The following is a 14,924-nucleotide window of genomic DNA, read 5'->3' as shown; positions in this document are numbered from 1 at the left end:
GCGACGGCCCCACGCCGCAGAGCCCGCGGTCAGAAGCCTCAGTGCTTGGCCGGCGCGGCCAGCTGTGACGGCCACCAGATCCTGTCGCCGATCCAGATGTTGAGGGCAGGGACGAGCAGAGTCCTCACGATCAGAGCGTCGAGCAGCACGCCGAGCGCGACGATGATCGCAAGCTGGAGCAGGAACTGGATCGGGATGACGAGGAGAGCGGCGAACGTGGCCGCCAGAACGATTCCGGCGCTCGTGATCACACCGCCGGTGACCGACAGTCCCCGCAGCGTGCCTTCCCTGGTCCCATGGGTGAGCGCCTCTTCGCGCACTCGGGTCATCAGGAAGATGTTGTAGTCGATTCCCAGAGCGACTAGGAAGACGAACGCGTACAGCGGCACCGACGGGTCGGATCTGGGTTGGCCGATGAGGCGGAAGATGAGCGCACCGACACCCAGGGCCGTGCCGAAGCTCAACACGGTGGTCGCCAGCAGCAGAAGCGGCGCCAGCAGCGACCTCAAAAGCAGAGCGAGCATGACAGTGATGACAACGAGCACGATGGGAATGATCACTGCCCGATCCCGCGACGAGGTGTTGTTCGTATCGAGATCGACAGCCGTGCTTCCGCCGACCAGCGCCTGGGTCGATGAGAGATTCCCACGAAGATCCTCGATGGTGCCCTCGGCCTCCAGCGAGTCAGCGGGTGCGGAGAGGGTCAGTGAGAACATGATCTTCCCGTCGATCTCCGTCGGCTCTGCCGGTGGTTGACCAGAGCGCCCGTCCGCGACGACAGCACCTTGGTCGTCAATCGCGGTGGACCCCGACGGGGCATCCTGTGCGACGAGGCTGAGACTGTCAACGCCCGGTGTCGATGCGATCGCCTCGGCGACCTGCTGCCGTTCATGGCTGGGTGCGAGCACGTAGGCGGGGTTGCCTGACCCGGCGGTGAAATGCCTGTCGATGACCTGCTGCCCGTCTCGAGCCTGACTGTCTCCGAGGACGAATTCGCTCTGCGGCACACCGTCGGCGTCGAGGAACGCCAACCCCGCACAGCCGGCGAGGAGGACGACGGCGACCCCGGTGACGACCCGGCGTGGGGCCGCGGAGACGAACCGCCCCACCTGCGGCCACAGCCCCCTGGCGTTCGGCCCGGTCAGGTCGGGGTGAGAGCTGGCGAACTTCGGACTCCGCGGCCAGAATGCGGCGCGGCCGACGACGGCGAGCATGGCCGGCAGGAAGGTGAGCGTGGTGAGCATCGCGCATGCGATGCCGACGGCGGCGACGGGACCGAGCGCGGAGTTCGATCCGAGGTCGGACAGGAGCAGGCACAGAAGCCCGGCGATGACGGTCCCGCCCGAAGCGAGGATCGGTTCGAAGACTCCGCGTACCGCCGTCCACGCCGCAGTCGAGGCGGAGGTGCTGTCTCGCAGCGACTCCCGGCAGCGGGCGATGAAGAGCAGCGAGTAGTCCGTGGCAGCGCCGATGACGAGGATGAAGAGGATTCCCTGCACCTGGCCGTTGAGCGTCACGATGCCTTCGCGAGCGAGGGCGACGTTGATGAGCACGGCTGCGCACAGAGCCGTCATGGAGCTGAGGAGGACGAGGATCGGCAGCAGAAGGGATCGGTAGACGACGACGAGAATGACGAAGACGACTGCCAGCGCCACGACGAGAAGGATGCCGTCGATGCCGCCGAAGGCCGCCTGCAGGTCAGCCGTGAAGCCGGCAGGGCCGCTCACCCACACCTCCATTCCCGGAAGTGTGCGATCGGCGTTCCTCTGGAGCTTTTCGACCACGTCTGCGATCTCAACGTCGGAGGGGATCGACACGATGAGTTCGGCAGCCTTGCCGTCCTCGGACGGGATGACAGGGGAGGTCTCTGCGCCGGGGGTGACTTCGGCGGCCGCCTTGGCGAAGGTTTCGAGATCCTGCTGATCTGCATCGCTGAGCCCCTCGCTGCGTTCGGCGACCACGATCGCGGGGATCGCATCCGAGCCGGTGAACTTCGCGATCTCGTTCTGGACCTGCGTGGACTCGGCGCTCGCAGGCAAAAACGAGGATCGTTCATCCGTGGCGACATCGTCGATCGATCCGAAACTCATTCCCCCGAAGCCGAACACCGCGAACCAGCCGAGGATGAGGAGGGCGGGAACGAGGGTGCGGATGACGCGGCGACTGGCGCGTGGACAGGCGTTGTTTTCATTCACTCGGATAGTATTTCACCTAGTGAAGTAAAGTGCCAGTACGCGTCAAGCGAACAGTCCAGCCAACTATCCACCCGACGGCGCATATGGCAGCTTCGGTGGCCTCATCCACTTCAAGAGGCTGATGTGCTCGGGAAGCAGCGCGACAAGACTGGTGGCGACCCGTCTGCAACGCGCCGTCCCTGAGCCGGGTCTTACAGGTCGATCGCCACGACCGGGTCCGTAGTGGGTTGATCGGATCCGCCCTCCGGCTCGATGGTGATGCCGAAGACGCTGGCGTCGGTGAAAGCGTGGCCGGCGATCGTCGTCGATTCTCCGGTCATCAGTCCGGCGCTCACGGGCCCCTCGTCGCCGATCACCCACATCTGCAGTGCTTTCCCCTCTGGAACCCGGCCGACACCGTCGGGGCTGATCCGGATGAGCTGTTCTGACTCCGAGGATGACACGGTGACCGTTCCTCCCTCGGGAAGCTCGTCCGTGCTCGTGCGCAGATCGTCGGCTTGCATCAGCCGTGTGGAATCGTCGAGCTGCTGCTGCGCGGCGGTGAGATCCTCCTCGAGCTGGTTCTTACGCTGCGTCTGCTGCCAGACGGTCACCCCGGATCCAGCCGCGACGATGAGCGCGGCCGCGGCGGCCGCATAAGGCAGCCATGAGCGACGACGTGACTCGCGGTGGTCGGCCAGCGAAGTCGGAGACGCGAGGGAGACCGGGTGCGCTGCAGTCGAGTTCGCCTGCGTATGAGTCGCCGGGCTCAGCGGCTCATTCGTCGACCTCTGCTGCGCATGCGTTTGGGGGATGGCGAGAATCGCCTGTCGAGTCGCCGAGCTGACCTCGACCGGCTCGTCGGACTCGGCTGCTTCGGCCATGATGTCGGCGTAAGCGGCGACCTCGGAACGGAAGTCGGCATCGGAGTCGGCCAGCGTCTGAGCCTCGGCGAACTCGGAGTCGCTGAGTCCGCCGAGCGCCAGGCCGGCGGCCAGATAGTCACGATCGGTGCTCATCGACTCGCCTCCAATTCCTTTCGCAGCTTCTTCATTCCGTCTCTGATCCGTGACTTGATGGTGCCCAGCGGCACCTCGAGGCTCTCCGAGATCTGAGCGTGGGTCAGACCCTGATAGAACGCCATGACGATCGGTCTGCTCTGATCCTCCGGCAGTCCCTTCAGCGCCGAGACTGTCCGGTCCGATTCCGCCCGGTCGATCACAGTCTGCTCGACCTCATCACCCGCCTCGGCAGTGGACCGCAGTCCATCGGCGAGGTCCCGGTCCTGCTGGGACTGGACGCTGCGCACGCAGTCGATGGCCCGCCTGCGACACAGGGTGATCAACCATGCCCGGCCCGTCCCCTTCGCGGGATTGAAGCCCGAGCACCGCGTCCACACCTCGGTGAAGCTTTCCTGCAGGACCTCCTCGGCCAGTGACTGGCTCTTGACGATCCGGACGATCACGGCCATGAGGATCCTGGACTGGTTCGTGAAGAGTTCCTCGAATGCCGCCGCGTCACCTTCGCTGATCCTCAGCAGCAGCTGACCGCTGGGATCGGCCGAACCGTAGTCTCCAGACGTGGTGTCCGTCGAGGTGGGGGCCGGTTGCCGGGGTTGCGGCGCAGACCCCGGGGGACTGTGTCGAAACGTCGTCGGATCGTCTGAACTCATGCACCAATCTTCTCATCCTCCGAACAGTGCCTGGCACGTTCTCCGGTGGTGAGGAGAGGAAGGAGGGGTGGCCAGGGGCCGATCGCGATATGAAGGATCGATCCCTGGCCGGTGCTGCGAGGAGTATGGGATGTCAGTCCTTGGGCATCATCACGGCGTCGACCATGTAGACCGTGGCGTTTGCGGTCTTGACTCCGCCGCAGACCAGTCCGGCATCATCGAACTTCATGTCCTCGCCCTCACCGGAGATCTTCACCTTCGAACCTTCGACGGTCTCGTGTTCACCGGCGATCTCATCGGGGGAGAGCTGTCCGGGGATGACGTGGTAGGTCAGCACCTTCGTCAGCTGGTCCGAGTCCTTGGCCAGGGCGTCGAGGTCGTCCTTGGGCACATCGGCGAAGGCATCGTCGACCGGGGCGATGACCGTGAACTCGTCGCCGTTGAGGGTGTCGACGAGGTCGACATCGGGGTTGAGCTTGCCCGAGACAGCCTTGGTCAGGGTCGTGAGCATCGGGTTGTTCGAGGCGGCAGTGGCCACCGGGTCCTGGCCCATGCCCTCGACAGAACCTGCCCCGTCAGGGTTCGCCTCGGCGTAGGTCGAGCAGCCCTTGCCGACGAGGTCGGAATCGGCCATGGAGGAGTCGCCGGACTCGTCGGGCATCTCGGACTCGCCCGAGTCAGCGGGCTGAGATTCGGAGCTGCCCGATTCCGAACCGGACTCCTCCCCGCCGGAGCCGGAATCCATTCCGCAGCCGCTCAGTGCCAGGAGGCCGATGGCGCCGGCCGAGAGGATGGTGGCGGTGCGTGTGCGAAGCAGTGTCTTCATTGTTCTTCTCCTAATCAACAGTGATGCGTATTCGCGCACAGCTGTGAAGTGATCTCCATTGCTCGCTGTGTACTGGGTATTCGGTGCGGTGCCCGTTTCGGATGGGCGGATGGAGAAGAAAAGTGAGTAATCCTTCGCGGAACCGGCCGCAGTCAGCCGACTCCCAAGCGGGCGAAGGCATCGCGGAAGATGGTCAGCGAGTCCAGACCCGGCAGCTTCTGGACGCTCTTATCGAGCTTGTCCAGTTCGTCTGTGTGATCCTGGAAGAGATGACTCATCACATGCTTGACTTCGGCATCGTCCATCATCCCTGAGCCCACGGGCTTCCACAGCTTCCCCAGCGCCAGGCGCACGATCTTCTGAGCTCGTGGGTTGTCCTCGAGCCTCTGTCGTGCCTGAGTCGTGTAGAAGGCCACATGTCGAGTCTCCTGTTTGGCGATGCGCTCAAGCAGCGGAGAGAGCACCGGGTGGTCCTGCATCGCCGCCATCCTGCGATATCCGGCTGTGGCGGAGAGTTCGTTGGCCGCACCCCAAGCCATATGCACGGCAATGAAGTCCGTGCCCACCATGTTCGACAGCAGCGACTGCTTTGCAGGCCCGAGAGCGAGTTTCCACCCCAAGCTCATCCGCTTGGCTTTGACCTCGTCGTAATCGACGTGGATTCCGTGTTTCTCGAGCACGGCGGCCAACGCCTCTCCATGCCAGAACTCCTCACGGTTCCACATGGTCATGAATGCCGCCGTGGCGTCCTCACTGTGTGAAGGAGTGACGAGCAGCTCCCTGACGAAACATGTGGTGTGGTATTCGACGTCGCACATGTATCGCACCGACCGGAGAGTGTCTCTGTCCAAGGGCATGTCATCGAACACATCGAGATCCAGATCGGTCCAGTTCACCGCCTCGGACGTCTCGGCGTACTTGTCGAAGTCAAAGGCCATGGTTTCTCCCTGCTTGAGCATGGGCTCTGCGCGTCGAGCGCAGCGCCGCCGTCACTTGGTTCATCGAAGGCTGAGGGTTCCCCGGCAGGAACCGTCCGATCTCGGCATCCGAGTCGATCAGACGTCGTCTGTCGGAGGCAGAGGCGAAGATGCTTGTCAGAGCGCCGGCCTCATCCGGTTCGGGCACTCCGACGATCCTCAGTGGAGCCCACGGCCGCATGAGGTGAGCACGAGCGGTGAGGGCTTCGATCCGTGATCGTCGGATCCGAGCCACCGCCTCCGAACGGAAGAAGCGGACGATCGTCTCGCGCCGGTCGATGATCTCGGTCAGGACGCGAGCGGCTTCACCGCTGAGACGTGCACACACTGCTCGTTCAGCTGCCTGGAGGCCCGCCTCCTGTATCGCGAGCCTGGCCATGTGTCCGGCGGTGAGAGGTTCCTTGACCAGTCCGCCGACGACAGGTGCGAGTATCGGCAGCCCCCGCTCGACCCACATTCCGCGCAGTCTCCGTGACCTGCCCCCGCGAAGGTCCTCAGGGCTGAGGGTGGTTTCGAGCATGTCGCGCAGTGCCCGCGCCAACCAGTACCGCTCGTAGCCCCATCCCGTCACGAAGGCTGTGATTCGCGCTTCGTTGGACGTCCAGGAGGCGAACATCGCCCGGGTCTCGGCCAGCGCTGAGTTCTCCAGTCGCCATAGGAAGCCGAGATCGCGTACCACGTCCCCGGCCACCTCGATGCGCTCTGAGTTGAATTCGATGCGTCCTCGAGCGTGAGCAAGATAGTCGTCGACATCGAATGCTGTGCGGAGCACGATGGGATGCTCTGCATCGGAGAACAGTCGTCCTCTGACGTGCCCGGGCGGATGTTCGACGACAGGGTTGTGGAGTGTTCTGTCGCTTGTCACCATTCCATCACTTTCCATCGCTTCTTCAGTGCCAGGCCGTAGAGACCGAGATCCGGAGTGACGGCAACGGGGCTGCCGACGAGTTCGAGCCATGCGGCATCGCCCAGAGAGTCGCCGTAGCCGGTCGAACGTCCCAGATCGGCGCCCACGGTGTCGGCGTATTTGCGCAGCCAGTTCGCCCGAGCCTCATCAACCAGCGGAGGGCTCGCGAGGAACCCCGAGAGAACACCGTCATCGGTGACGTCCATCCGGGTTGCGACCACCTCGTCGAAGAGATCGGACAGAGGTTCGACGAGGACATCGAGAGCGCCCGTGAGCAGGACCGTGCGGTGACCGGCCGCGCGGTGTTCGTCGATGAGCTGCCGGGCCTGGGGCCGGATGGAGTCGCGGATCGTCCGCCCGAGGCGGCCGGTGACGGCCGCTCGGAGCTCATCGAGTTCGAAGCCCTGATATCGGCGATTGACCATGCGGATGAGGTCCGAACGGTCGCGGTACTCGGCGCGCAGCAGTCCGGGGACGACTCCGGCCATCGTTCCCATCATCGCCGGCCACTTGTAGATCGGCTGCGTGGCGCGCACGACCGCCGCGAACTGCTGCACGACGTTCGCCGAAATCACCGTCCCGTCGAGGTCGAAGACGGCCAGAGCCTCGGAAGTGGGCGGCAGGGGGCGCGTAGTGGGCGGGGCCTCGCTCTGGCGGCGTCTGCGCGAATAGCTGCGGGTGACTTCTGTGATCGCCGGGATGTGGACGTCCTGAAAGTATTCCGTCCAGTCGATCTCGGTCACGTCGAACCTGCGGTTGGTCGGGCAGTCCTCCGGCAGTCGCTCAAGCAGACGTCTCGTGTTCGCATCATCGAAGATCATCTCTGTCTTCGTGTACTGCTGGTACAGGTCGGCGAACTGACGCAGTGACTTCAGTTTGGCGTCGGTTCTGTGCAGCCGTGAGGCCAGAGCGCGTGTGCGCGTCGAGGCGGGCAGCCGCTCGACGACTTCGCGGCCGACGCCCGTGACCAGTTCCTTCAGCCGGATGCGCTGTTCGATGAGTTCGGAGCTGGGGAAGCTCCATTCGGGCACCACCGTGGGAACCCCCTCTGTGTCAGGCAGGGGATGGGCGAGGAAGTACTCGCGGACGGTTCCGACCATCTGGTGGAACGGCAGGGGATTGCTCGTACCCGATACGACCTGGTAGTAGTCCGAATGACCTTGCTCCGGCTGTCCGGAGCTGCTGTCGTGCTCTGCCGGCTGCCGCTCGAGTGGACCCTGTTCGGCAAGGGCGAGGATGACATTGACGACATAGTCGACGGGAATGATGTCGAGCACCGAATCGGCGTGCCCGGGAAACTCCGAGAGGCTTCCTTTGGCGTAGGCCATGATGAGGGGGTCAGCGACCTTGAAGCCGTCGATCCACCCGGGGCTCGGTCGACGGAACGCGGATTCGATTATGGACGGGCGAACGAATGAGACCTGATGCCCCTCGGCTGCCCACTCTTCACCGATCCGCTCGGCAAGCGCCTTGGTGAAGGTGTAGATGTCTGTCCACCCGAGGGACTGGGCACGGGTGCGTCCGAACTCCACGAGTCGATCCCGCACATAGCTCTCCCGGGCGGCTTCCGCCCCGGCGGCCACCGATTTCGGGCCCATCCGAGAGCTCTCTGCTTGAGCTGTGCGGATGAATCGGCGCAGCCTCTCCGGTTGCCGGGATTCGGCCTCGACGCTGGTCCTGGCCTGTCTGGCCGCCCGACACTCATCGTCATGATCGACGGTGTGGCGCAACCGGGACTCCTGCGCGACGCCCTTTGCGATCCCTCCGACATAGGCTGTCGAGACATGGATGACGTGGGGGCTCTGCTGCGATTCCGACAAGGCAGCGTAGAGTCGCTCGACGCCCCCGACATTGGTGTCGAACGCCTCGTCGATCGCGGCGTCGAACGACACGCTCGACGCGGAGTGGATGACGACGTCAAAGCGATCGGTCAGGGGCGGCAGATCAGCGAGATCCCCCTCGAGTACCGTGACCCGCGATTCGAAGGCCTCGCGCACTGTCTTTTCGCCGACCCGATCGATCCAGGAAGCGAAGACCGGCTTGCCGAGCAGCCGCTGCAGTCGATCATGTCCGGACTGGGTTCCGCGGGGACGAACGAGTGCAGTGATGGCGACGTGCGAGTTGCTTTCGAGGAGCGCTTGGAGCAGCGCCTGACCAAGGAACCCTGTGGCACCGGTCAAGAGGTATCGGCTGGGGTGCATGCGGAAACCTATCGGGTAGAGAGTGCGATTCCGTGGAAACGCGGACGTGGTTTACACAATTGATTCGGTGCGGACCGGTCTTTGGATGCCTGTATCGTAGCAATATGAATGTGGCCCTCATCACTGGTGGCACTGCGGGGATCGGTGCGGCTTTTGCCCGCGCTTTCGCCAGACGCGGTGTCAGCCTTGTCCTCGTCGCCCGAGACCCCGACGCCCTGGAGTCGTCTGCCGAGCAGCTTCGCGCCGACTACGGAGTTCATGTCGAAACGATCGCGGCTGACCTCGCCGACCGAGATGCCCAGGCCCGCGTGGCGGCTCGGATCGAGGAGCCCGGTTCGGAACCCGATATCGACATCGTGGTCAACAATGCGGGATTCTCGGTCCGATCGAGCCTGCTCAGCCCGGATGTCACCGAACATGATCGCGGCTTCGAAGTGATGCAGCGCGCTGTGCTGATCATCGGCGGTGCCGCCGCCAGAGCGATGAAGCATCGAGGGCGGGGATGGATCATCAATGTCTGCTCCGTCAGCGCTGGGCTGACGCAGAACAATTACACCGCCATCAAAGCGTGGACGCAGAACTACTCCGAGGCGCTGTCGGTTCAGACCGCAGGTACAGGGGTGAGTGTGACCGCTCTGGTGCCCGGATGGGTGCGCACTGAGTTCCATTCCCGAGCCGGCATCGCTGGAACGTCGATTCCCGACCTGCTGTGGATGGATGCGGACATGCTCGTGGAGGGGTGCTTGCGAGACGTCGCTCGCGGGAAGAGGATCTCGGTGCCGCAGCTGCGGTGGAAGATGATCTCGTCGACGCTTCGGGTGCTGCCGCGTCCGGCAATCCACCGTCTGTCCGCTCTGCTCACTTCTCGTCGGCAGCAGGAGGGGTAGGGCGGCGACGCTCGACCGGTCGAAGAAATTCGGGGAAATGCCCATCCGAATGCGATAGCGGCTCCGAATCAGTGGAGATGACTGATCACACTCTCTCCCCGCCGGCGCCGCCGAAGTACCGGTCGCGCACGCGCTCCGCGCTGCGATTCCTCCTCCAACGTGTCCTCTTCCGGGGCCTCGTCCGTTCGACGATCACTCCGACGGTGAGTATCGCTCCAGGAGTGCGCAAGCTCGACCGAGGCTTTCTCGTGATTGCCAACCACACCTCACACCTCGACGCGCCCATGATCGCGCAGAGCCTGCCGCGCAGACAGTCGCGGTTCCTTGCGACCGGAGTCGCCTACGATTACTTCTTCACCGTGTGGCACAAGCGGCTCTTCGTCCGCTGGCTGTTCAACGCGTTTCCGATCTATCGCGAAGGATCACGCGGCAGCGCGCATCTGCCCCGCGCTCTGCTGCGCTCGGGTGTGCCGGTTCTGCTGTTTCCCGAGGGCGGTCGGCAGAAGTCAGGCACGATCGCTGATTTCAAGGTCGGGTCGATCAAGCTGGGCGTCGATGCGTCGGTTCCCATCGTGCCGGCAGCGGTCGTCGGCGGTTTAGAAGCGATGCCCAAAGGCTCTGCCTGGCCGGTGCCGGGCAGGCCACCTGTGCATGTGGTCTTCGGTGAACCGGTCACCGCCCGATCAGAAGAATCGCTGTCTGAGCTCACCGCGCGGGTGCAGCAACTCGTGGCGGAGCTCTTCGCCACGGGAGCAGACGACATCGGTGTCGGCAGTGAACACGCTGAATCGCCGGAAAGGACGAAGAAATGAGTGAACCCATGAGAATGCAGGACGTCAAGCGACACCGCTGGTGGGGCTGGGGAGCCGAAGGTGTCGACTTCCGGTGGGAGACCAAACCCGACTTCGCTGCGATCGCCAAGGACAAAGTCGGTCTCGATCTCTGGAATGCTCCGCGGCCGACCACCCCGGTGCTCAGCGATCTGAACATACCCGAGTCTCGTATGACATCGACACTTCTCGACGAGCTCGGCGCCGTGGTCGAGTCGGACAATGTCAGCGTCGACGACGAACTGCGCGTGGTCCATTCGTTCGGCCGCTCCCTGCCGGACCTCTACCGGGTGCGCCACGAGCCGATCACCCGCCTCGTCGACGCCGTTGTCTACCCCGGCAGCGAGGATGAGATCGCCGCTGTCCTCGCTCTCGTCCTCGAGCGAGATCTCGTGCTCATTCCCTACGGCGGCGGCTCGTGCATCTCCGGCTCTGTGACCCCGAGTCCGGATGAGGAGCGTCCCATCGTCTCGTTGAATCTCGGGAGGATGCGTCGAGTCATCGACATCGACGAGTATTCTGGCCTCGCCCGAGTCGAAGCCGGAGCATACGGACCTGACCTCGAGGAGCAGCTCAATCTTCGCGGATGGACGATGGGTCATTTCCCCGACTCGTTCAGCTATTCGACCCTCGGCGGATGGGCGGCGACCCGGTCATCGGGAATGCAGTCGGACAAGTACGGTGACATCGAAGACATCGTGCGTGGACTTCGCGTAGTCCACCCTCGTGGCGTGATGGTGAGCAAGCCCATTCCGGGCCGCGATTCGGGCCCGTCGGTGCATGAGATGGTCCTCGGCAGCGAAGGCCGTCTCGGTGTGATCTCGGAATGCACGGTGCAGGTGCATCGGCTGCCGAAGGTGCGGCAGGTCATCGCTTACCTCTTCCCTGATTGGTCGAGTGGGGTCGAGGCCATGCACGACATCGTCCGGTCCGAGGTCACGCCCGCGTTCACCCGTCTCTCCGATGGGCCCGAGACTCGGTTCAGTCTCGCGATGGTCTCTGAGCCGCGGGGCGTGAAGGCAACGATCGCGGCTCGCGGTCAGGACGCCCTGTTTGCCTACCTGCGGTCCAAAGGATGGGACACGACAGAAGGCATGTGCCTGTCATACGTCTGCTTCGAAGGGTCGAAGGAACGCGTGGCACGGGAGAAGGCCGAGGTGAAGGAACTCATCGGTCGCCGAGGCGGAATCAGTCTCGGCTCCGGGCCCGGCGCCGTCTACGATCAGAAGAAGTTCGACACCCCGTATCTACGCGACTTCCTGCTCAACTACAAGGTCTTCGGCGATGTCTGCGAAACGGGAGTGACGTGGGGAGATCTCAAGAACGTCCATGCTCGAGTGCACGAGCGATTCCGCCAGACCCGCAGTGAGCAGGGCGGACCGGGATTCATGTTCTGCCATCTGTCCCACAGCTATCACGGCGGCGCCTGCCTGTACTTCACCTTTGCAATTCCCTACACGGATGAGGACACGGCGCTGGCGGAGTATCAGGACGTCAAGGACAGCATCCAGCAGGAGTTCATCGACTCCGGCGGAGGCCTGTCGCACCACCACGGAGTCGGCACCGAACACCAGCCGTGGCTCGTCGACGACATCAGCGAGCCGGGGGCATTCATGGTCGATGCCGTATTCCGAGCCACCGACCCCGGGCAGAACCTCAACCCGGGGAAAGTCCTCGGCGATCGGGATCCGTCCTGAGGACGTTGACCTTGCTGGGCTACATGCGTCCTCACCGGCCGGCGAGAATCTCCTCCAGACCGACAGCCTCGACGGGCAGTCGATCGGCACTGCACAACGCAGCGACATACGGTCGAGGGCATGTGAGCCGGGAGATGTTGAGTGCGTCGAGTTCGGAATTTCCGGGGGCCGCGATCGTGGCCGTCCATTGTCCGTGCGGGCCGATTCCCGACGGCAGGTCCATGATTTCGATATCACTGGGCGGCACAGATAACCCGTGCCCGGTGGTCTTCACCGCGGCTTCCTTGCACACCCAGAGGTCGACGCGCTGACGCACGGGATCGCCGCCCTCGGTCAGAGTCTCCGTCGGGCCGAGGACGTAGTCGTCGAAGCCTGAGAAGACATCGGGAGGGACCTGTTCGATGTCGACTCCGATCGGTGAGGTCCCAGGCGCCGAGGCGATCGCCACGACCCCGTTCGACCGAGACAGGCTGAGCTCCGCCCCTGGGACTGTCGGCTTGCCATGAGGGCCGCCGCACGTGCGACAGCGGCGTGTTATCTCCAAGTCGCCGGCCTCGTCGAGATCGACGCCGAGGCGGCGAGCCGCCATGAGCCGAAAGATCAGATGCGCCCCTCGGAACGCGGCCCGATCGGAGGGTCTGCGAAAGCGGTCCGCGCGAGCGGCCTCGTCCGGTGATAATAGCGAATCGAGCCACGGGTGCTCGCCGAGCACCCGTTCGATCGCTGTTATGTCGCTGATGAGGTATTCGATCGCGGCTCTCGTCATCTCCGACCGATCCGACGGTACTGGGAGACGGCGATGGGAGAGAAGACGGCGATGACCGCAACGCAGCTGAGGATCGCATAGATAACGGCGTTGTCGGCCGCCCAGCCCGAGCTGGTGACGAAACCAGCCGGTGGTGGGTTGCCGAACAGTTCTCGGACACTGGTGGCGACCGCGGTGATGGGATTCCACGCGGCGATCGTCTGCAGCGGGCCCGGAAGGGTGTCGATCGAGACGAAGGCTCCGGAGATGAAGGTGACGGGGAAGAGCCAGATGAGGCCGAGGCTCTGTGCCACCTCGACGCTCCTGGCCGTCAGTGCGATGACCGCACCGATCCACGACATGGCGAAGCTGAAGAGCAGCAGGAGCGAGATGCCCAGCAGGGCTGAGCCGAATCCCTCCGTGATGCGCCACCCGATGAGCAGACCGCAGATCATCGTCACCGCCACGGAGATGAGGCTGGTGACCAGGTCCGAGGATGTTCTGCCCAGAATCACGGCGACCCGTGACATCGGCAGCGAACGGAAACGGTCGATGAGTCCGAGCTGGAGGTCCTTGGCGAGGTAGACGGCGGTGAAGGAGGAATTGAAGGTCAGCGTCTGAGCCAGGATCCCGCCGATGAGGAACTCCCGGTACGGCCCGCCGCCGAGGCTGCCGCCGAAGACGAACGCGAGGAGGAAGACGAAGATCACCGGCTGGACGACTCCCGTGACCAGGGCGCCCGGAGTCCGACGGACGGTGAGCAGATTGCGCCAGGCGATGACGGAGCTGTCGCGAGCGGCGGAGACGAGTGCGGTCATGCTCCCACCTCGGCGGTGTCTGCCGGTGTCCGAGCGGGCCTCGCCGAGGTGGGCTGTCCGGTGAGATCGAGGAACACGTCGTCGAGCGTGGGACGGCACAGGGCCGCCTCGGTGACGGAATGCCCCTCCTCATCCAAGGCGGCAAGGACCTGCAGCAGATTCCGCTGTCCCAGTGGTGCGGACGCGGTGATGCGCTGTCCCGACGAGTCCGTCTGCGGGTGGGCGGAGTCGCCGATGATGCGGTCGAGGATTTGCAGGGTTCTGTCGAGGGAGTCGCGGTGGGTCAGCGTCAGTGTGATTCGTTCGGCACCGAGCTTGCCCTTGAGGTCCGTTGAGGTTCCCTCGGCGATGACGTGTCCGGAGTCGATGACGGCGATGCGATCGGCCAGCTGGTCTGCCTCCTCCAGGTACTGGGTCGTCAGCAGCACTGTGGTGCCGCCTCTGACCAGAGTGGTGATGACCTCCCAAGTGTCGAGACGTGCGCGCGGGTCGAGCCCGGTGGTCGGTTCGTCGAGGATGACGACCGGCGGGCGCACGACCAGGGCCGAGGCCAGGTCGAGTCGTCGCCGCATGCCTCCCGAATAGGCGCCTGCGCGTTTGCCTGCGACGTCGCTGAGACCGAATTCGGCCAGCAGCTCGCGGGCGCGGGCCGCCGATTCCCGGCGGCTCATCCCGTAGAGGCGGGCGACCATGACGAGGTTCTCGTAACCGGTGAGCTTCTCATCGACGGCCGCGTACTGGCCCGAGAGGCCGATGCTGCGGCGGACGGCAGTGGGATCGGCGGTCACCGAGTGGCCTGCCACGACGGCAGTGCCGGAGTCGGGGCGGATCAGTGTGGACAGGACCTTGACGGTCGTCGTCTTCCCGGCCCCATTTGGGCCGAGGAGACCGAAGATCTGTCCCTCCTCGATGTCCAGGCTAATGCCGTCGAGAGCTCGAAAGGCCCCATAGTTCTTCCTCAGATTCTCCAGGCGAATCACTATGAGGCGATCTCGGTGAGTCGGCGTGGAGTGATGTCCGTCCAGTTCTCCTCGACGAATTCGAGGCAGTCGTCGCGGCTGGCCGGTCCGAACACGAGGACCCATCCCGCGGGCACATCGGCGAACGATGGCCACAGCGAATGCTGCTGAAGGTCATTGACCAGCACGCGGAAGGTCCCTGTTGTGTCATCGAAGGGGTTATTCACGGGG

Annotated in this window: 14 protein-coding genes; 3 read left to right on the top strand and 11 right to left on the bottom strand. The window is 64.3% G+C overall.

All coding sequences use genetic code 11. The features are described from left to right. Positions 1-38 precede the first annotated feature (38 nt). The 7 genes from ACU4IU_RS05955 to ACU4IU_RS05925 all read right to left on the bottom strand — a co-directional run bounded on the left by ACU4IU_RS05955 (position 39) and on the right by ACU4IU_RS05925 (position 8,757). Positions 39-2,195 carry an MMPL family transporter gene (locus ACU4IU_RS05955; protein WP_446656136.1) on the bottom strand — a complete coding sequence of 719 codons (2,157 nt, stop codon included), beginning with the start codon at positions 2,193-2,195 and terminating at the stop codon, positions 39-41. 191 nt (positions 2,196-2,386) lie between these two features. Continuing rightward, complete coding sequence (locus ACU4IU_RS05950) at positions 2,387-3,193, bottom strand: anti-sigma factor (RefSeq protein WP_446656135.1); 807 nt, start codon at positions 3,191-3,193, stop codon at positions 2,387-2,389. Beyond that, entirely contained in the window at positions 3,190-3,846 is a 657-nt protein-coding gene (locus ACU4IU_RS05945) for a sigma-70 family RNA polymerase sigma factor (protein WP_446656134.1), read from the bottom strand. Before ACU4IU_RS05945 ends, ACU4IU_RS05950 begins: the two co-directional genes overlap by 4 nt. A 133-nt stretch (positions 3,847-3,979) precedes the next feature. Continuing rightward, complete coding sequence (locus tag ACU4IU_RS05940) at positions 3,980-4,672, bottom strand: fasciclin domain-containing protein (RefSeq protein WP_446656133.1); 693 nt, start codon at positions 4,670-4,672, stop codon at positions 3,980-3,982. A 152-nt stretch (positions 4,673-4,824) separates the two neighbouring features. Continuing rightward, positions 4,825-5,610 carry a ferritin-like domain-containing protein gene (locus tag ACU4IU_RS05935; protein ID WP_181276381.1) on the bottom strand — a complete coding sequence of 262 codons (786 nt, stop codon included), beginning with the start codon at positions 5,608-5,610 and terminating at the stop codon, positions 4,825-4,827. Beyond that, positions 5,600-6,517: a hypothetical protein gene (locus ACU4IU_RS05930; RefSeq protein WP_446656132.1), complete on the bottom strand. Its 918-nt coding sequence runs from the start codon at positions 6,515-6,517 to the stop codon at positions 5,600-5,602. The genes ACU4IU_RS05935 and ACU4IU_RS05930 overlap by 11 nt, the downstream gene beginning before the upstream one ends. Next, complete coding sequence (locus ACU4IU_RS05925; RefSeq protein ID WP_446656131.1) at positions 6,511-8,757, bottom strand: HAD-IB family hydrolase; 2,247 nt, start codon at positions 8,755-8,757, stop codon at positions 6,511-6,513. The genes ACU4IU_RS05930 and ACU4IU_RS05925 overlap by 7 nt, the downstream gene beginning before the upstream one ends. A gap of 104 nt (positions 8,758-8,861) precedes the next feature. Here ACU4IU_RS05925 and ACU4IU_RS05920 point away from each other — a divergent pair, with 104 nt between their 5' ends. From ACU4IU_RS05920 to ACU4IU_RS05910, 3 genes are all read left to right on the top strand, one after another. Then, positions 8,862-9,644, top strand: coding sequence for an SDR family NAD(P)-dependent oxidoreductase (locus tag ACU4IU_RS05920; RefSeq protein ID WP_172174747.1), 783 nt, complete (start codon positions 8,862-8,864; stop codon positions 9,642-9,644). 77 nt (positions 9,645-9,721) lie between these two features. After that, positions 9,722-10,456 (top strand): lysophospholipid acyltransferase family protein, encoded by a 735-nt coding sequence (locus ACU4IU_RS05915; RefSeq protein WP_446656130.1) that lies wholly within the window; start codon positions 9,722-9,724, stop codon positions 10,454-10,456. Between the two features lie 14 nt (positions 10,457-10,470). Further along, the gene (locus ACU4IU_RS05910) at positions 10,471-12,171 is read left to right on the top strand and encodes an FAD-binding oxidoreductase (protein ID WP_446657579.1); all 1,701 of its coding nucleotides are present in this window, start codon (positions 10,471-10,473) and stop codon (positions 12,169-12,171) included. A gap of 31 nt (positions 12,172-12,202) precedes the next feature. On the opposite strand, the gene ACU4IU_RS05905 is transcribed toward ACU4IU_RS05910, so the two are convergent. From ACU4IU_RS05905 to ACU4IU_RS05890, 4 genes are read right to left on the bottom strand one after another with little or no spacing between them, the layout of a single operon-like run. Next, positions 12,203-12,937 (bottom strand): 4'-phosphopantetheinyl transferase family protein, encoded by a 735-nt coding sequence (locus ACU4IU_RS05905; RefSeq protein ID WP_172174756.1) that lies wholly within the window; start codon positions 12,935-12,937, stop codon positions 12,203-12,205. Beyond that, the gene (locus ACU4IU_RS05900; protein ID WP_376905518.1) at positions 12,934-13,734 is read right to left on the bottom strand and encodes an ABC transporter permease; all 801 of its coding nucleotides are present in this window, start codon (positions 13,732-13,734) and stop codon (positions 12,934-12,936) included. The genes ACU4IU_RS05905 and ACU4IU_RS05900 overlap by 4 nt, the downstream gene beginning before the upstream one ends. Further along, entirely contained in the window at positions 13,731-14,714 is a 984-nt protein-coding gene (locus ACU4IU_RS05895; RefSeq protein WP_172174732.1) for an ATP-binding cassette domain-containing protein, read from the bottom strand. The genes ACU4IU_RS05900 and ACU4IU_RS05895 overlap by 4 nt, the downstream gene beginning before the upstream one ends. After that, complete coding sequence (locus ACU4IU_RS05890; RefSeq protein ID WP_172174762.1) at positions 14,714-14,920, bottom strand: MbtH family protein; 207 nt, start codon at positions 14,918-14,920, stop codon at positions 14,714-14,716. Before ACU4IU_RS05890 ends, ACU4IU_RS05895 begins: the two co-directional genes overlap by 1 nt. Positions 14,921-14,924: the final 4 nt, after the last annotated feature.

The sequence above is a fragment of the Brevibacterium sp. CSND-B09 genome (assembly GCF_052906525.1).
Note: the sequence above shows the minus strand (reverse complement) of the source record. Positions and strands in the feature narration are given on the sequence as shown.

Excerpts from the sequence above, each read along its gene's own strand:
- ACU4IU_RS05950 (WP_446656135.1), bottom strand. The coding sequence starts at position 3,193 with ATGAGCACCGATCGTGACTATCTGGCCGCCGGCCTGGCGCTCGGCGGA.
- ACU4IU_RS05945 (WP_446656134.1), bottom strand. The coding sequence starts at position 3,846 with ATGAGTTCAGACGATCCGACGACGTTTCGACACAGTCCCCCGGGGTCT.
- ACU4IU_RS05940 (WP_446656133.1), bottom strand. The coding sequence starts at position 4,672 with ATGAAGACACTGCTTCGCACACGCACCGCCACCATCCTCTCGGCCGGC.
- ACU4IU_RS05935 (WP_181276381.1), bottom strand. The coding sequence starts at position 5,610 with ATGGCCTTTGACTTCGACAAGTACGCCGAGACGTCCGAGGCGGTGAAC.
- ACU4IU_RS05930 (WP_446656132.1), bottom strand. The coding sequence starts at position 6,517 with ATGGTGACAAGCGACAGAACACTCCACAACCCTGTCGTCGAACATCCG.
- ACU4IU_RS05925 (WP_446656131.1), bottom strand. The coding sequence starts at position 8,757 with ATGCACCCCAGCCGATACCTCTTGACCGGTGCCACAGGGTTCCTTGGT.
- ACU4IU_RS05920 (WP_172174747.1), top strand. The coding sequence starts at position 8,862 with ATGAATGTGGCCCTCATCACTGGTGGCACTGCGGGGATCGGTGCGGCT.
- ACU4IU_RS05915 (WP_446656130.1), top strand. The coding sequence starts at position 9,722 with ATGACTGATCACACTCTCTCCCCGCCGGCGCCGCCGAAGTACCGGTCG.
- ACU4IU_RS05910 (WP_446657579.1), top strand. The coding sequence starts at position 10,471 with ATGCAGGACGTCAAGCGACACCGCTGGTGGGGCTGGGGAGCCGAAGGT.
- ACU4IU_RS05905 (WP_172174756.1), bottom strand. The coding sequence starts at position 12,937 with ATGACGAGAGCCGCGATCGAATACCTCATCAGCGACATAACAGCGATC.
- ACU4IU_RS05900 (WP_376905518.1), bottom strand. The coding sequence starts at position 13,734 with ATGACCGCACTCGTCTCCGCCGCTCGCGACAGCTCCGTCATCGCCTGG.